We start from the raw sequence: 14201 nt of genomic DNA on the forward strand, positions 1-14201 counted from the left end.
GGTCCCGTCGTACGCCGTCGGGCAGGGCAGCGCACAAGGGACCGGGCCTCGGGGTGCCGCGGGCCGGACCGGACGCGCCCCGAGGGCCCGGCGGCCTGTTCGGCGCCTGACGCGCCCCGGCCGCCCCGCCTCATCCCGCCAGCAGTCGCCGCGCCGCCAGTGCCAGGGAGACCTCCACCGCGTCCGAGGGCCGCGTCAGGCAGCGGCCCGTCAGCTGCTCGAACCTCCGCAGCCGGTTCAGCACCGTGTTGCGGTGGCAGTACAGCCGCGCACCCGCCCGCTGTGCCGACCCGTCGGAGTCCAGCCACGCGGTCAGCGTCCCGATGAGCACGTCCCGGTCCGCCGGGTCGAGCCGGTCGAGCGGTCCCAGGACCCGGTCGGCGAGCGCGGTGCCGAGCGCGGGCGTCGACACGACGAGGGCGGCCGGCAGGTGCTCGTCGAGCAGGATCGTGCCGCCGGTCGCCGGGCACGCCCGCAGCGCGGTGTCCGCGAGCCGCCGGGCGTCACCGATCGCCGCGAGCCCCTCGACGGCGGAGCTGATCCCGATGCGCGTCCCGGGTGCCGCCGCCGACGCGGCTGCCAGCGAGGCGAGTTCGTCCCGTCCGTCCGGCACCCGGGGGTCCGGCTCCCCCGTGTCGTCCCCCGGACCGCCCTCCAGCGGGACGATCGCCAGTTCCGCGTCGTCCGCCGAGTGCCAGAGCGCCGTCCTCCCCCCGGCCAGGACGAGCGGCGGCCGGTCCGTGCCGTGCGGGGTGCGGTGGGTGGTGGCGACCGCCAGCACCGCGTACCGCCCGTGCGCCTCGAGCCCCAGGGCGGCCGCCGCGTCCGGCAGGTCGGCGATCCGGGCGGTGCCGTCCAGGAGCGCCGCCGTCAGCAGGCGCTGCCGGTTCTCCCGGCGCCAGGCCAGCCGCCGCTCGGTCCGCCGGTACGCCTCGGCCACCACCCCGCAGTGCTCGTCGACGAAGTTCCATACGTCCGCGGCGACATGGACCAGCAGCCGGATGTCCTCGGGGTGGCGCCGGGCGGTCTCGTCGACCAGGTCCTGCCAGACCATCGCGCCGCCCATCCGGAAGGCGTGCAGCACGGCGTCCAGCGGGACGCCCTCGGCGGCGCGGGTCTCGCCGATCCACCGGGAGGTGCGGTGGGCGGCCTCCCGGCACTCCCTGGGCCGGACGAGGGAGGCGACGTTGTGCCGGAGCGAGTGGTGGACCTCCTGCCAGATCTCGGCGGGTGCCGCCTCGATGACCGTGCGGTAGGCCGGTTCCTGCTCCCGCAGTGCCTCGACGAGCCGGTCCGTGAGTTCCGGCAGCGCGTCCAGCAGCACCCGGGCCGCCCGGTGGAGCACGGTGACCGCCTCGCGGCCGGCCAGGGAGCGGAAGCGGTGCGGCAGCGGTGCGACGGAGGGCGGTCCGTGCAGCGCCCTGATCCGTGAACGTACGACCTGTGGCATGGCGGCCTCCACCGGGAATCGGCCGGCTGCGGGCACGCCGGCCCGGTGCGCGCCGGGCCCGGCGTCGGGCGGCCGCGCACCGAATGATCCTGACGACCGCAGAATGGCATACCGCCCGGTCGGTACCTAGGGGTCTGCACTCTTCTTCTCGTCACGGTCCCGCAACCCCTGCCCACGAGGACGCCGGGCGTCAGCGGTCCAGCAGCCTGGCCAGCTCCGTCCGCGAGCGCACCCCCAACGCCGCGAAGACGTTGCGCAGATGGTGGTCGACGGTCCGCGGGCTCACCGAGAGCCGGACCGCCACCTCGCGGTTGGTGGCGCCCTCGGCCACGTAGCGGGCGATCCGCTGCTGCTGAGGCGTGAGACCCGTCAGCGGCGCGGACCCGCGCCCGTCCCGGTCCGGCGTGTCGACGGCCTCACCCGCCGCCCGGAGCTCCCCGCCCGCCCGGTCGGCCCACACCCGGGCCGAGCAGCGCTGGAAGGCGACCAGGGCGTCCCGCAGCGGCCCGCGCGCTTCCCGGGTGCGGCGCCGGCGGCGCAGCGACTGGCCGTACAGGAGCTGGGTACGGGCCCGCTCGAAGTCGCCGCCGGCCCGGTCGTGGTGGGCCAGAGCCTGCTCGTACCGGGCGGCCGCCTCCTCGGGCGGGGCCAGCAGCGCATGGCACCGGGCGAGCTGCGCGGGGGTCTGCGGATCGGTGGTCCGCGCGGTCCACAAGGTGAATTCCCGTACGGCCGACGCCAGTTCGGGAGCCCCCTCGTCGGCGCGGCCGGAGAGCACCATCGCCTCGACGTAGCAGGGGACGGCGAGCAGCCGGGTGGCGAAGTGCCCGGTGCGGGGTCCGGGGCGGACCAGCGGACCGAGCCGGGCGGCCGCCTCGCCGGGCCGTCCGGCCGCCAGGTCGGCGCGGGCGACGGCCCAGGTGGCGAGGGTGGCCGCCTGGGTCAGACCGTGCGGGCCGGCCCCGGCCAGCGCGGTGTCGGCGTGGGCGGCACAGGCCTCGGCGGGCCCTTCGACGGAGGCGGCGAGCGCGAGGACGGCGTGCAGATGGGTGGCGGCGTTGGGCTGCCCGGTGCGCCGGGCGGCGTGCAGCCCCTCCAAGGCGTGGGCGCGTGCCCTGGCGTGCCGGCCGGCCCGCAGTTCGGCGTAGGCGAGCTGTTCCAGGGCCTGCGGAAGCAGGGCGTCGGGGCCCCGGGTGCGTACGGCGGCCAGGGCGCGGGCCCCGGCCCGGCAGGCCGCGTCGACCTCGCCCAGCACGAGGGCCGAGACCAGGGCCCGCAGCAGCTCGTACGGGTCGTCGGCGCGTTCGGCGTTGTCCAGGCAGCACCGCAGCAGAGCGTGGCCCCGGTCGGTGCGGCCGGCGAGTACGGCGCACATCCCGGCCCGGTACCACGCCGTGGGCCGGTCGGCCGCGGCGGGCGGGACACGGGTCATGGCGTCCAGGTAGGCGATGGCGTCGCCCATGTCCCAGGCGGCCTGCGCCGCCCCGAGAAGCGCGTCCAGGGTGCGGCGCGGATCGTGCGGGGCGAGCAGCGCGGCGGCGGTGAGGAGCGCCGCGTGGGCGTCCGCCGCCGGTCCGTCCCGCAGGGCGAGCATGCCCCGTACGCAGGGCGCGGCTCCCTGGGCGGGGTCGGCGCCGACGCGGGCCAGCAGGGCGCGGGCCCGGCCGGCGTCGCCGGCCAGCCGGGCCTGTTCGGCGGCGGCGGCGAAGCGGGCGGCGCGCCGGGGGCCGTCGGTGGACAGGGTGGCGGCGCGGGCCAGGGCGGCCGACCGTTCGGCGTGCGGCCGGGGGGCGGCCGCCGCCGCTTCCAGCCGTGCGGCGAGTGCGGTGTCCGGGCCGGGGGCGGCCGAGGCCCGCTGGACGAGTGCGGGCAGCGCGGGACCGCCGGGGCCGTCGAGCAGGGCGGCGAGCAGTTCGTGTGCGGCCCGGCGGTGGCCGGGCGCCGCCCGGTGCAGGACCGCGCGGCGCAGCAGCGGGTGGCTGAAGTGCACGCGCCCGCCGGTGAGCTGGAGTGCGCCGGCGGGGGTGAGAAGGAGCCGGTCGAGGTGGGCGGGGGCGAGCCCGGCGCGGGCCGCCGCCCGCAGCAGCAGGGCGAAGTCGGAGCCCGCCCCGTCGGGTTCGTGCTCCTGGGCCGCGGCGGCCAGCAGCAGCAGGGTCCGGGTGGCCGGGGCGAGGCCGTCGAGGTGGGCGGCGTAGGAGTCCAGGACGCCTTCGGCGCCGGGCAGCGGGTAGGGCAGCGCGGTGCGTCCGGCCAGCTGGTCGGGGGTGAGGCGGCCGACGAGCCCGGACAGCAGCCGGGGGTTCCCGGCGGCCTCGCGCAGGAGTTCGCCGCGCACGACGGGGTCGAGGTCGCCCGTGGTCTCGGTGAGCCGGTCCAGGAGAGCCGCCGAGGCGTCGTCGTCGAGCGGGCCGAGGCGCAGGGCGGGCAGCCCGGCGAAGGCGGTCTCGTCGGCGCAGCCGATGAGCACGGCGACGCGGCTGCCCGCCCCGAGCCTGCGGGCGGCGAAGCCGAGCGCGGCGCGGGAGTCGGGGTCCCAGGCGTGGGCGTCGTCGACGCAGACGAGCAGCGGCGCCTCGGCGCCCAGCCGCCGCAGCAGGCCGAGGAGCCCGCCGGGGGTGGTCCCGGAGCCCGGGAGCCGGTCCGGCGGCACGGGCAGGGGTCCCGGCGCGGAGCAGAGCAGGGTGTGCACCCCGCTGTAGGGCAGCCGCTGTTCGGCGGGGGTGCCCGCGGCGCGGAGCACGGGGCCGCGGTGGCCGGCGACAGCGTGGTCCAGCAGGGCGCTGCGCCCGAGGCCGGGCGGCGAGGCCAGCACGAGCGCTCCGCCGTCCCCCGCCCGCACCCGGGCCGACAGGGCTTCCAGCAGGGCGAGTTCACCACTGCGGCCGTACAGCCGGAGCGGACTGCGCACGGTCGTCGATGGGGTCACGCTTCGACGTTACTTCCGCGTGAACAGTGTCGGAAGGCGCGCGTCCGCTCCGGGTTCCCGGGCGGCCGGGTGCGGTGCGGGCTCCCAACGGGACGCGTCCCGGGCTGTGCGCCGGCACAGTCGGGGGCGGTCCGGGGCGCCGCTGCCCGTAGCGTCGGCGCATGACTGATGCCCTGCGTACCCATGACGGTCTGACCCTGCGCTACCGGACCTGGTCGCGGGGGCCCGGCTCCGCCCTGCCCCCGGTGGTGCTCCTGCACGGCTTCGCCGCCCACGCCCGGCTGAACTGGGAGGGGCCGGGCGTCGTCGAGGCGCTGGTGTCGCGGGGGCGCCGGGTGTACGCGCCGGACGCGCGGGGTCACGGCGACTCCGACAAGCCGCACGACGACGCCTTCTACGGCGAGGCGCTGATGGCCCGTGACGTGCGTCTGCTGATCGATCGTGTCGGCGCGGACCGGGTGCAGGTGGCCGGCTACTCGATGGGGGCCGTGGTGGCCCTGCTCGCGGCCGCCGAGGACGCCCGGATCAGCCGTCTGGTGGTCGGCGGGATCGGTGCCGGTGCGGTGGAGGTGGGCGGCCTGGACACCCGGGTGATGCCGCCGGAGCTGGTGGCGGCCGCGCTGACCGCCGAGGACGTGGCGCACGCCCCGGAACGGACGCGGGGTTTCCGGATCCTGGCGGACGCCACGGGTTCGGACCGCCTGGCGCTGGCCGCGCAGGTCCGGTCGGTCCACCGGGGCGCGCTCCCGCTGGACCGGATCACGGTGCCGACGCTGGTGCTGGCCGGGGAGAGCGACCCGCTGGCCGAGCGCCCCGGGGTGCTGGCCGGCGCGATCGCGAAAGCGGAGCTGGCGCTGCTGCCCGGGGACCATCTGGGTGTCGTACGCGATGCGGGGTTCGCCGGGGCCATCGCCCGGTTCCTGTCCGAGGACTGAGGGCCTGTCGGGGACCGGCGGCGCGCGAAGGGGCCGGACCGCGGTACGCGCGGCCCGGCCCGTAGTCCCCCGGATCAGGAGGTGTGCGGGCAGTTGCCCCGGTACTCCGCGATCGTCAGGCTCGCCGACGGCAGCGGGCAGAGGAACTGCTCGTAGCGGGTGTCGTTGTCGATGAAGCGCTTCAGCCACGAGATGCTGTACTTCGCGATCGTGGTGTCGGAGGTGTTCGGGGTGAAGTGGGTGGCTCCCCGCAGCTCCAGGTACGCCTTGTCCAGCGAGCCGGGCAGGGAGTTGTAGAACGGCTTGGAGTGCGTGAGGACGGGGGCGATCGTGTCGCCGTCCGCGCCGATGACCATGGTCGGGGTCTTCAGCTCGGGCCAGGTGGTGTCCAGGTTCCAGCCGGTCAGCGGGATCGCGGCCTGGAGCGACGGACGGTCCTTCGCGGCCTCCAGGGTGCCCCCGCCGCCCATCGAGTGGCCCATCACACCGAGCCGGGAGGCGTCGACGCGGCTGCGCACCGAGCTCTGCTGCGTCAGGTAGTCCAGCGCGGCCAGCAGTTGGTCACCACGGCTGGCGGGCTGGTCCAGCGTCGTGTTGGTGTCGATGGTGAAGACGACGAATCCCTGCGACGCGAGCCGCGGACCGAGCCAGGCGATGCTCGACTGGTAGGCGGTGAAGCCGGGTGAGACGGCGATCGCGCCGAAGGTGCCGTCCGCGGTGGACGTCGGGTAGTAGATCGTGCCGCCGCCGAATCCTCTGACGCTCAGTGAGGACACCGACGTCTGGGACGTGGCGTACGGGCCGCGGAGCGCCTCGATGCTCGACGTGGTCGGCGCCGGACCGCGCTCGTAGGGGTTGTCGGCGGCCTGGGCCCCGCCGGGGATCAGCGACAGGAGCAGACCGGCGGTGGCGGCCGCGGCGGCCAGGGCACCCTTGACGGTGCGGGAGCGGCTCTTCGACACCCGGTGGTGACGCGGGGAGATGTCGCCGGAGGGGAGGTGCTGCTGCACGAGGGGGGTCCTCTCGGTCGTGGCAGAACCACAACGCGGCTCCCCTCGGGGCCCGTCGTCCAGGGCCCCGGGGCGCACCGCGAGGGTAACCGCCGTCCTTCGTTGGCGGTCGCCACTCTGGCGGTGCGTCCCGGGTGCGGACATCGGCGAGATCGCCGGTCTCCGTGACCGGCCGCCGCCCCCGGGGCGTCAGCGCACCGGGTGTCCGGCCTGACTCAGCGCGCTCTTCACCTCGGAGATCCGCAGGTCACCGAAGTGGAAGACGGACGCGGCCAGGACCGCGTCGGCACCCGCGTCGACGGCGGGCGCGAAGTCCTGGAGCCGGCCCGCGCCACCGGAGGCGATGACGGGGACGCTGACGTGTGCCCGTACCGCCTCGATCATCTCGGTGTCGTAGCCGTCCTTGGTGCCGTCGGCGTCCATCGAGTTGAGCAGGATCTCCCCGGCACCGAGCTCGGCGGCCCGGTGCGCCCACTCGACGGCGTCGATGCCGGTGCTCCTGCGGCCTCCGTGTGTCGTCACCTCGAAGGTGCCCTCGGGGGTGCGGCGGGCGTCGACGGAGAGCACGAGGACCTGGCGTCCGAAGCGTTCGGCGATCTCCCGGATCAGCTCGGGACGGGCGATGGCCGCGGTGTTGACCCCGACCTTGTCGGCCCCCGCGCGCAGCAGCTTGTCGACGTCGTCGGGGGTGCGGACCCCGCCGCCCACGGTGAGCGGGATGAAGACCTGCTCGGCGGTGCGGCGCACCACGTCGTAGGTGGTCTCGCGGTCTTTGCTGGAGGCGGTGATGTCGAGGAAGGTCAGCTCGTCGGCGCCCTCGGCGTCGTACAGCTTGGCCATCTCGACGGGGTCGCCGGCGTCGCGCAGGTTCTGGAAGTTGACGCCCTTGACGACGCGGCCGTCGTCCACGTCCAGGCACGGGATGACCCGTACGGCGAGGGTCATCGCTCACCTGCCCGGTAGGCCTCGACCTCGACCTCGACGACCAGGGAGGGGTCGACGAAGCCGGACACGACGATCATGGAGGCGGCGGGGCGGACGTCGTCGAACAGCTCCTTGTGGGCGCGGCCCACCTCGTCTGCGTCCCGGGCGTGCGTGATGTACATCCGGGTGCGGACGACGTCCTCACGGCCGAGTCCGACCTGCTTCAGGGCGTCGAAGGCGAGCTGGAAGGAGGCGACGGCCTGCTCGTACGGACCGCCCTCGGAGATCTCGCCGTCGACCACGGACGTGCAGCCCGAGACCAGGACGAGTCCGTTCGGCAGCTGTACCGCGCGGGAGTAGCCGAACTTCTCCTCCCAGGGTCCGCCCGAGGAGACGCGGCGTACGGAGTCCGTCATCCGGAGACCGCCTCGAGTGCCTCTTCCAGGGTGAACGCCTTGGCGTAGAGCGCCTTGCCGACGATCGCGCCCTCGACGCCCTCGGGGACGAGCGAGGAGATGGCCCGCAGGTCGTCGAGCGAGGAGACGCCTCCGGAGGCCACGACGGGCTTGTCGGTGGCGGCGCAGACGTTCTTCAGGAGTTCCAGGTTGGGGCCCTGGAGCGTGCCGTCCTTGGCGATGTCGGTGACGACGTAGCGGGCGCAGCCCTCGGAGTCGAGCCGGGCGAGTGTCTCGTAGAGGTCGCCGCCGTCGCGGGTCCAGCCCCGGCCGCGCAGGGTGGTGCCGCGGACGTCGAGGCCGACGGCGATCTGGTCGCCGTGCTCGGCGATGACCTTGGCGACCCACTCGGGGGTCTCCAGGGCGGCGGTGCCGAGGTTGACGCGGCGGCAGCCGGTGGCGAGGGCGGCGGCGAGCGAGGCGTCGTCGCGGATGCCGCCGGAGAGCTCGACCTTGATGTCCATGGCACCGGCCACCTCGGCGATCAGCGCGCGGTTGTCGCCGGTGCCGAAGGCGGCGTCCAGGTCGACGAGGTGCAGCCACTCGGCCCCGGCGCTCTGCCAGGCGAGGGCGGCCTCCAGCGGGGAGCCGTAGGAGGTCTCGGAGCCGGACTCGCCGTGGACGAGGCGGACGGCCTGGCCGTCGCGGACGTCGACGGCGGGGAGCAGTTCAAGCTTCGGCATTACAGCGTCTCGATCCAGTTGGTCAGCAGCTGGGCGCCGGCATCGCCGGACTTCTCGGGGTGGAACTGGGTGGCCCACAGCGCGCCGTTCTCCACGGCGGCCACGAACCGCTCTCCGTGCGTGGCCCAGGTGACCTTGGGGGCACGGATCTTGGCGTTGGTGACTTCGAGGGACCAGTCGTGCGCCGCGTAGGAGTGCACGAAGTAGTACCGGGCGTCGGCGTCGAGGCCGGCGAAGAGCTGGGAGCCGTCGGGGGCTTCGACGGTGTTCCAGCCCATGTGCGGGACGACGTCGGCCTTGAGGGGCCCGACGGTGCCGGGCCACTCGTCGAGGCCCTCCGTCTCGACGCCGTGCTCGATGCCCCGCTCGAAGAGGATCTGCATGCCGACGCAGATGCCCATGACGGGACGGCCGCCGGCCAGCCTGCGGCCGACGACCCATTCACCGCGGGCCTTCTTCAGCCCGTCCATGCAGGCGGAGAACGCGCCGACGCCGGGGACGAGCAGTCCGTCGGCGTTCATCGCGGTGTCGAAGTCACGGGTGATCTCGACGTCCGCGCCGACGTGGGCCAGGGCCCGCTCGGCGGAACGCACGTTGCCGAAGCCGTAGTCGAAGACGACGACGGTCTTCTTCTTGTCGCTCACTGTCGAACCTCAGTCCCAGATTCCCTGGATCCGCATGATGCCCGCCACGAGGCACATCACGGAGCCGATTCCGAGGAGCACGACGACGCCCTTGGGCATGCCCTGCTTCCAGAAGGAGTAGACGCCGCCGGCCAGGAAGAGGCCGACGACGATCAGCACGGTGTTCAGGCCGGTCACAGGGCGCCCTTCGTGGACGGGAGGATGCCGGCGGCCCGCGGGTCGTGCTCGCTGGCGTAGCGCAGGGCGCGGGCCAGCGCCTTGAACTGGCACTCCACGATGTGGTGGGCGTTGCGGCCGTACGGGACGTGGACGTGGAGGGCGATCTGCGCCTGGGCGACGAAGGACTCCAGGATGTGCCGGGTCATCGTCGTGTCGTACTCGCCGATCATCGGCGCCATCTTCTCCGGCTCGGTGTGCACCAGGTAGGGGCGGCCGGAGAGGTCGACGGTGACCTGGGCGAGCGACTCGTCCAGCGGGACGGTGCAGTTGCCGAAGCGGTAGATGCCGACCTTGTCGCCGAGCGCCTGCCGGAAGGCGGCGCCGAGCGCGAGGGCGGTGTCCTCGATCGTGTGGTGCGAGTCGATGTGGAGGTCGCCGTCGGTCTTGACCGTGAGGTCGAACAGCCCGTGCCGGCCGAGCTGGTCGAGCATGTGGTCGTAGAAGCCGACACCGGTCGCGACGTCGACCTTGCCGGTGCCGTCGAGGTCGATCTCGACGAGTACGGAGGTCTCCTTGGTGGTCCGCTCCACCCTGCCTACGCGGCTCATGCGTCGTGCTCCTTCTTCAGTTCGCGCACCGCATCGAGGAACGCGTCGTTCTCTTGGGGGGTTCCCGCGGAGACCCGCAGCCATCCCGGTACGCCGTTGTCCCGGACCAGGACGCCCCGGTCGAGGATGTGCCGCCAGGCGGTGTGGCTGTCGGTGAAGCGGCCGAACTGGACGAAGTTGGCGTCCGAGTCGGTGACGTCGAAGCCGAGCTCCCGCAGCCCGTCCACCAGCCGGTCCCGCTCGCTCTTGAGCCGGTCGACGTACCCGAGCAGCGTATCGGTGTGCTCCAGGGCGGCGAGCGCGGTGGCCTGGGTGATCGAGGAGAGGTGGTACGGCAGCCGCACCAGCTGGACCGCGTCGACCACGGCCGGGTCGGCGGCGAAGTAGCCGAGCCGCAGCCCGGCGGCACCGAACGCCTTGGACATGGTGCGGGAGAGCACCAGGTGGCGGCGGCCCTCCAGCAGTGGGAGCAGCGAGGGGCGGTGGCTGAATTCGCCGTACGCCTCGTCCACGACGACCATCGACGGTCCGGCGGCCTGGGCGGCGTCGTACAGCTCGACGACGGTGTCCGCGTCGACGGCGGTGCCGGTGGGGTTATTGGGCGAGGTGATGAAGACCACGTCGGGGCGGTGCTCGGCGAGCGCCTTCCGCGCCGCCTCGACGTCGATGGTGAAGTCCGCGTCGCGCGGCCCGGAGATCCAGCCGGTGCCGGTGCCCCGGGCGATGAGGGCGTGCATCGAGTACGAGGGTTCGAAGCCGATCGCGGTGCGCCCGGGGCCGCCGAAGGTCTGGAGGAGCTGCTGGAGGACCTCGTTGGAGCCGTTGGCGGCCCAGACGTTCTCGGGGCCGACCTCGTGCCCGGCGGTGCGGGTGAGGTAGCGGGCCAGCTCGGTGCGGAGCCGCACGGCGTCGCGGTCGGGGTAGCGGTTGAGGCCGCGGGCGGCCTCGCGGACGCGTTCGGCGATGCGGTCGACGAGCGCGTCGGGCAGCGGGTAGGGGTTCTCGTTGGTGTTGAGCCGGACCGGCACGTCGAGCTGGGGCGCCCCGTACGGGGACTGGCCGCGCAGTTCGTCGCGGATGGGCAGCTCGTCCCAGGGGTTGCCGTTCGTCACTGCTGGGGCACCTTCCAACCGAACCTTGCCTTGAGCGCGGCGCCGTGGGCGGGGAGGTCCTCCGCCTCGGCGAGGGTCACCACGTGGTGGGCGACCTCGGCGAGCGCGTCCCGCGTGTAGTCGACGATGTGGATGCCGCGCAGGAAGGACTGCACGGACAGGCCCGAGGAGTGGCAGGCGCAACCGCCGGTGGGCAGGACGTGGTTGGAGCCGGCGCAGTAGTCGCCGAGGGAGACGGGCGCGTACGGGCCGACGAAGACCGCCCCCGCGTTGCGGACCCGGTCGGCGACGGCGGCGGCGTCGGCGGTCTGGATCTCCAGGTGCTCGGCGGCGTACGCGTCGACGACCTTCAGGCCGTCCTCGATGCCGTCGACCAGGACGATCGCGGACTGGCGGCCGGCCAGGGCCGGTTCGATCCGGTCCTGGACGTGCTTGGTCACGGCGACCTGGGCGGCCAGCTCGGCCTCGGTGGCGGCGGCCAGTTCCTCGGAGTCGGTGACGAGCACGGCGGCGGCCATCGGGTCGTGCTCGGCCTGGCTGATGAGGTCGGCGGCGACGTGCACCGGGTCGGCGCTCGCGTCCGCGAGGATCGCGATCTCGGTGGGCCCGGCCTCGGCGTCGATGCCGATCCGGCCCTTGAGCAGGCGCTTGGCGGCGGCGACGTAGATGTTGCCGGGGCCGGTGACGAGGTTCACGGGCAGGCAGTCCGCGGTGCCGTACGCGAACATCGCGACGGCCTGGGACCCCCCGGCCGCGTACACCTCGTCGACGCCGAGGAGGGCGCAGGCCGCCAGGATCGTCGGGTGGGGCAGGCCGCCGAAGTCCTTCTGCGGCGGGGAGGCGACGGCGACGCCCTCGACTCCCGCCTCCTGGGCCGGGACGACGTTCATCACGACGGACGAGGGGTAGACCGAGCGCCCGCCCGGCACGTACAGCCCGACGCGCTCGACGGGCACCCACTTCTCGGTGACGGTGCCGCCGGGGACGACCTGGGTGGTGTGCGTGGCGCGGCGCTGCTCGCGGTGGACGAGGCGGGCGCGGCGGATCGACTCCTCCAGCGCCGCGCGCACGGCGGGGTCGAGCTCCTCCAGCGCGGCGGTGATCGCGGCGGCCGGGACCCGCAGCGTCTCGGGGCGGACGCCGTCGAATTTCTCTCCCCACTCGATCACTGCCGCCGAGCCACGATGGCGTACGTCCTCGCAGATCGGCCGCACCGTCTCCAGGGCGGCTTCCACGTCGAACTCGGCACGGGGCAGCAGGTCGCGCAGGTCGCCGCCCTCGGGGAGGGCGGTGCCGCGCAGATCGATTCGAGAGATCACACCGCAATTCTCTCAGACCGCCTGCGGCGCCCGGTCGCCCGTATCACTGGCTGATACATCTCATGGCCGTCCGTGCTGACCAAGAGTGTTCAGTTCGTCACACAAAGGGAAGAACGGCACTACGAGGCGCGGGAGGTTCCGCGCACGTGGAGGTGAGGCAGTGACCGAACCGCACGACGGAGAGATCCCCGACGGCCTCAGCGCCGCCGAGCTCGGCATGTGGCAGTCCTTCCGCAACGGCACGACCTACGACCTGCGCGCACGCGATCCGGTGCGCGACGACCCCTTCACCCCGCACGCCTGGGGCCCCGAGCGCAGCGTCGACGCGCGGACGGTGGCGCGCCTGCTCCTGGACGGACCGCCGGCCCGGCCGGGCCGGGTGGCCGCGCTCAAGCTCCGGGGCGTGCGGATCGCGGGGAAGCTGGACCTGGCGGGCGGCAGGGTGGCCCCGTACGTGGAGTTCACGGGGTGCCGCTTCGAGCAGGAGGTCGTGCTGCCGGAGTGCCACTTCACGACGCTGCGGATGGTGGGCTGCCAGGTACCGAGACTGGACGCCGCACGGCTGCACACGGAGGGGGATCTGCATCTGCCGCGCTGCCGGGTCGAACGGGGCATCCGGCTGACCGACGCCCAGATCGGCACGGACCTGCTGATCAGCCAGCTCTCCGTGGGACCCGACCGGCGGGGCCGCGCCTTCGTCGGCGACGGGATGTCGGTGGCGCAGGACCTGCAGGCCGAGATGATCGAGACCCGTGGCGAGCTGAGCCTGCGCGGGGCGACCGTCGGGGGCTCGCTGAGCCTGCGCGGCAGCCGACTGCGGGCCGTGGACGGACGGCGCGCGCTGAACGCCCCGCAGCTCAGCGTGGAGCGCACGCTGTACATGACCGAGGCCTGGGTGAGCCTGGAGACCGGCAACCAGGGCACCACTCCCCCGTACGGCATCGCGCACGGCGGCGGACCGGCCCGCGGGACACGCGCCCAGGTGTTCGAGTGCCGGGGCGCGGTGCGGCTGGACGACGGGCGGTTCGGGGACGCGGTGGACCTGCACAAGGCCCGGTTCGTCCTGGCCGGGCCGGAGGAGCTGTCGCTGCGCCGGATCGCCACGCCCGAGCTGCGCTTCAACGCGGAGCGTCCGGAACAGGGCCGGGTCGTGCTCAACGGCGCGAAGGTCGTGACGCTGATCGACGTGTCGACCAGCTGGCCGGGCCCGGGCGGACTGGCCATGGGCGGCTTCGTCTACGAGAACCTCGTCCCGTACGGCCACTTCCCGCTCTCCCGGCGCCTGGAGTGGGTGCTGGCCGCGACCCCGGAGTACGTCCCGGAGCCGTACGAGCGCCTCGCGACCGTGCTGCGCAGCTGCGGGGAGGACGCGGACGCGCGCGAGGTGCTGCTCGCCAAGCAGCGCCGCCGCCGGGAGACGCTGCCGGCGGCGGGCCGAGCCTGGGGCTACCTCCAGGACTGGGCGGTGGCGTACGGGTACCGGCCTGGCCGGGCCCTGGTGTGGATGGCGGTGCTGTGGGCGGCGGGGACGGTGGCGTTCTCGCGGTACCAGCCTCCGTCGATCAAGGGCGACGAGCATCCGGAGTGGAACGCCGCGCTGTTCGCGCTGGACCTGCTGGTGCCGGTGATCGATCTCGGGCAGGTCGGTTACTGGCGGCTGGAGGGCGGCTGGCAGTGGACGGCTGCGGGCCTCGTGCTGGTGGGGTGGATATTGGCCACCACCGTGGCGGCGGGCGCCTCCCGGCTGCTGCGCCGGAGTTGACCCCGGACACCCCACCCGCCCCCGGGGTGCCGGAGGTGACGGCCCTCGAAAGGCCGGTCGAGGCCCGGCCGGAAGGCCGGGCCAGGGCAGCCTGAAGGTCGCATTCAAGCCGTTCGACGCCACTTCCTTTACCCTTTCTTGAATCTTTCCAGGGCAACCCTCGCACTCGCTACAGAAGCTTCACAGGGCCCCTCTGGCGCCGTCTCCACCAGCG

Annotated in this window: 13 protein-coding genes; 2 read left to right on the forward strand and 11 right to left on the reverse strand. The window is 74.2% G+C overall.

Annotated features, from left to right (window positions below; all coding sequences use genetic code 11):
• Window positions 1-130: 130 nt before the first annotated feature.
• Window positions 131-1450 carry a helix-turn-helix domain-containing protein gene (locus SACTE_RS07245; RefSeq protein ID WP_014045374.1) on the reverse strand — a complete coding sequence of 440 codons (1320 nt, stop codon included), beginning with the start codon at window positions 1448-1450 and terminating at the stop codon, window positions 131-133.
• A gap of 190 nt (window positions 1451-1640) precedes the next feature.
• Entirely contained in the window at window positions 1641-4376 is a 2736-nt protein-coding gene (locus tag SACTE_RS07250; protein ID WP_226995149.1) for a LuxR family transcriptional regulator, read from the reverse strand.
• 161 nt (window positions 4377-4537) lie between these two features.
• Here SACTE_RS07250 and SACTE_RS07255 point away from each other — a divergent pair, with 161 nt between their 5' ends.
• Window positions 4538-5311, forward strand: coding sequence for an alpha/beta fold hydrolase (locus SACTE_RS07255; protein WP_014045376.1), 774 nt, complete (start codon window positions 4538-4540; stop codon window positions 5309-5311).
• A 74-nt stretch (window positions 5312-5385) separates the two neighbouring features.
• On the opposite strand, the gene SACTE_RS07260 is transcribed toward SACTE_RS07255, so the two are convergent.
• The 9 genes from SACTE_RS07260 to hisD form a co-directional block, all read right to left on the reverse strand.
• Window positions 5386-6321, reverse strand: coding sequence for a dienelactone hydrolase family protein (locus SACTE_RS07260; RefSeq protein WP_014045377.1), 936 nt, complete (start codon window positions 6319-6321; stop codon window positions 5386-5388).
• A gap of 189 nt (window positions 6322-6510) precedes the next feature.
• A complete protein-coding gene (gene hisF, locus SACTE_RS07265; RefSeq protein ID WP_014045378.1) occupies window positions 6511-7266 on the reverse strand; it encodes an imidazole glycerol phosphate synthase subunit HisF in 756 nt (251 codons plus the stop codon).
• Window positions 7263-7661, reverse strand: coding sequence for a RidA family protein (locus SACTE_RS07270; protein ID WP_014045379.1), 399 nt, complete (start codon window positions 7659-7661; stop codon window positions 7263-7265). The genes hisF and SACTE_RS07270 overlap by 4 nt, the downstream gene beginning before the upstream one ends.
• A complete protein-coding gene (gene priA / locus SACTE_RS07275; RefSeq protein WP_014045380.1) occupies window positions 7658-8383 on the reverse strand; it encodes a bifunctional 1-(5-phosphoribosyl)-5-((5-phosphoribosylamino)methylideneamino)imidazole-4-carboxamide isomerase/phosphoribosylanthranilate isomerase PriA in 726 nt (241 codons plus the stop codon). Before priA ends, SACTE_RS07270 begins: the two co-directional genes overlap by 4 nt.
• Window positions 8383-9027 carry an imidazole glycerol phosphate synthase subunit HisH gene (gene hisH, locus SACTE_RS07280; RefSeq protein ID WP_014045381.1) on the reverse strand — a complete coding sequence of 215 codons (645 nt, stop codon included), beginning with the start codon at window positions 9025-9027 and terminating at the stop codon, window positions 8383-8385. Before hisH ends, priA begins: the two co-directional genes overlap by 1 nt.
• 9 nt (window positions 9028-9036) lie before the next feature.
• The gene (locus SACTE_RS34530) at window positions 9037-9204 is read right to left on the reverse strand and encodes a hypothetical protein (protein WP_014045382.1); all 168 of its coding nucleotides are present in this window, start codon (window positions 9202-9204) and stop codon (window positions 9037-9039) included.
• On the reverse strand, window positions 9201-9794 hold the full coding sequence (gene hisB, locus SACTE_RS07290; RefSeq protein WP_014045383.1) for an imidazoleglycerol-phosphate dehydratase HisB: 594 nt from the start codon (window positions 9792-9794) through the stop codon (window positions 9201-9203). The genes SACTE_RS34530 and hisB overlap by 4 nt, the downstream gene beginning before the upstream one ends.
• Window positions 9791-10906, reverse strand: coding sequence for a histidinol-phosphate transaminase (locus SACTE_RS07295; RefSeq protein ID WP_014045384.1), 1116 nt, complete (start codon window positions 10904-10906; stop codon window positions 9791-9793). Before SACTE_RS07295 ends, hisB begins: the two co-directional genes overlap by 4 nt.
• Entirely contained in the window at window positions 10903-12225 is a 1323-nt protein-coding gene (gene hisD, locus SACTE_RS07300) for a histidinol dehydrogenase (protein ID WP_014045385.1), read from the reverse strand. Before hisD ends, SACTE_RS07295 begins: the two co-directional genes overlap by 4 nt.
• 160 nt (window positions 12226-12385) lie before the next feature.
• Here hisD and SACTE_RS07305 point away from each other — a divergent pair, with 160 nt between their 5' ends.
• Window positions 12386-13987, forward strand: a complete 1602-nt coding sequence (locus tag SACTE_RS07305; RefSeq protein ID WP_014045386.1) for a hypothetical protein — start codon at window positions 12386-12388, stop codon at window positions 13985-13987.
• Window positions 13988-14201 lie beyond the last annotated feature (214 nt).

The sequence above is a fragment of the Streptomyces sp. SirexAA-E genome, assembly GCF_000177195.2.
In the GTDB taxonomy this organism is placed as follows: Bacteria; Actinomycetota; Actinomycetes; order Streptomycetales; family Streptomycetaceae; genus Streptomyces; species Streptomyces flavovirens.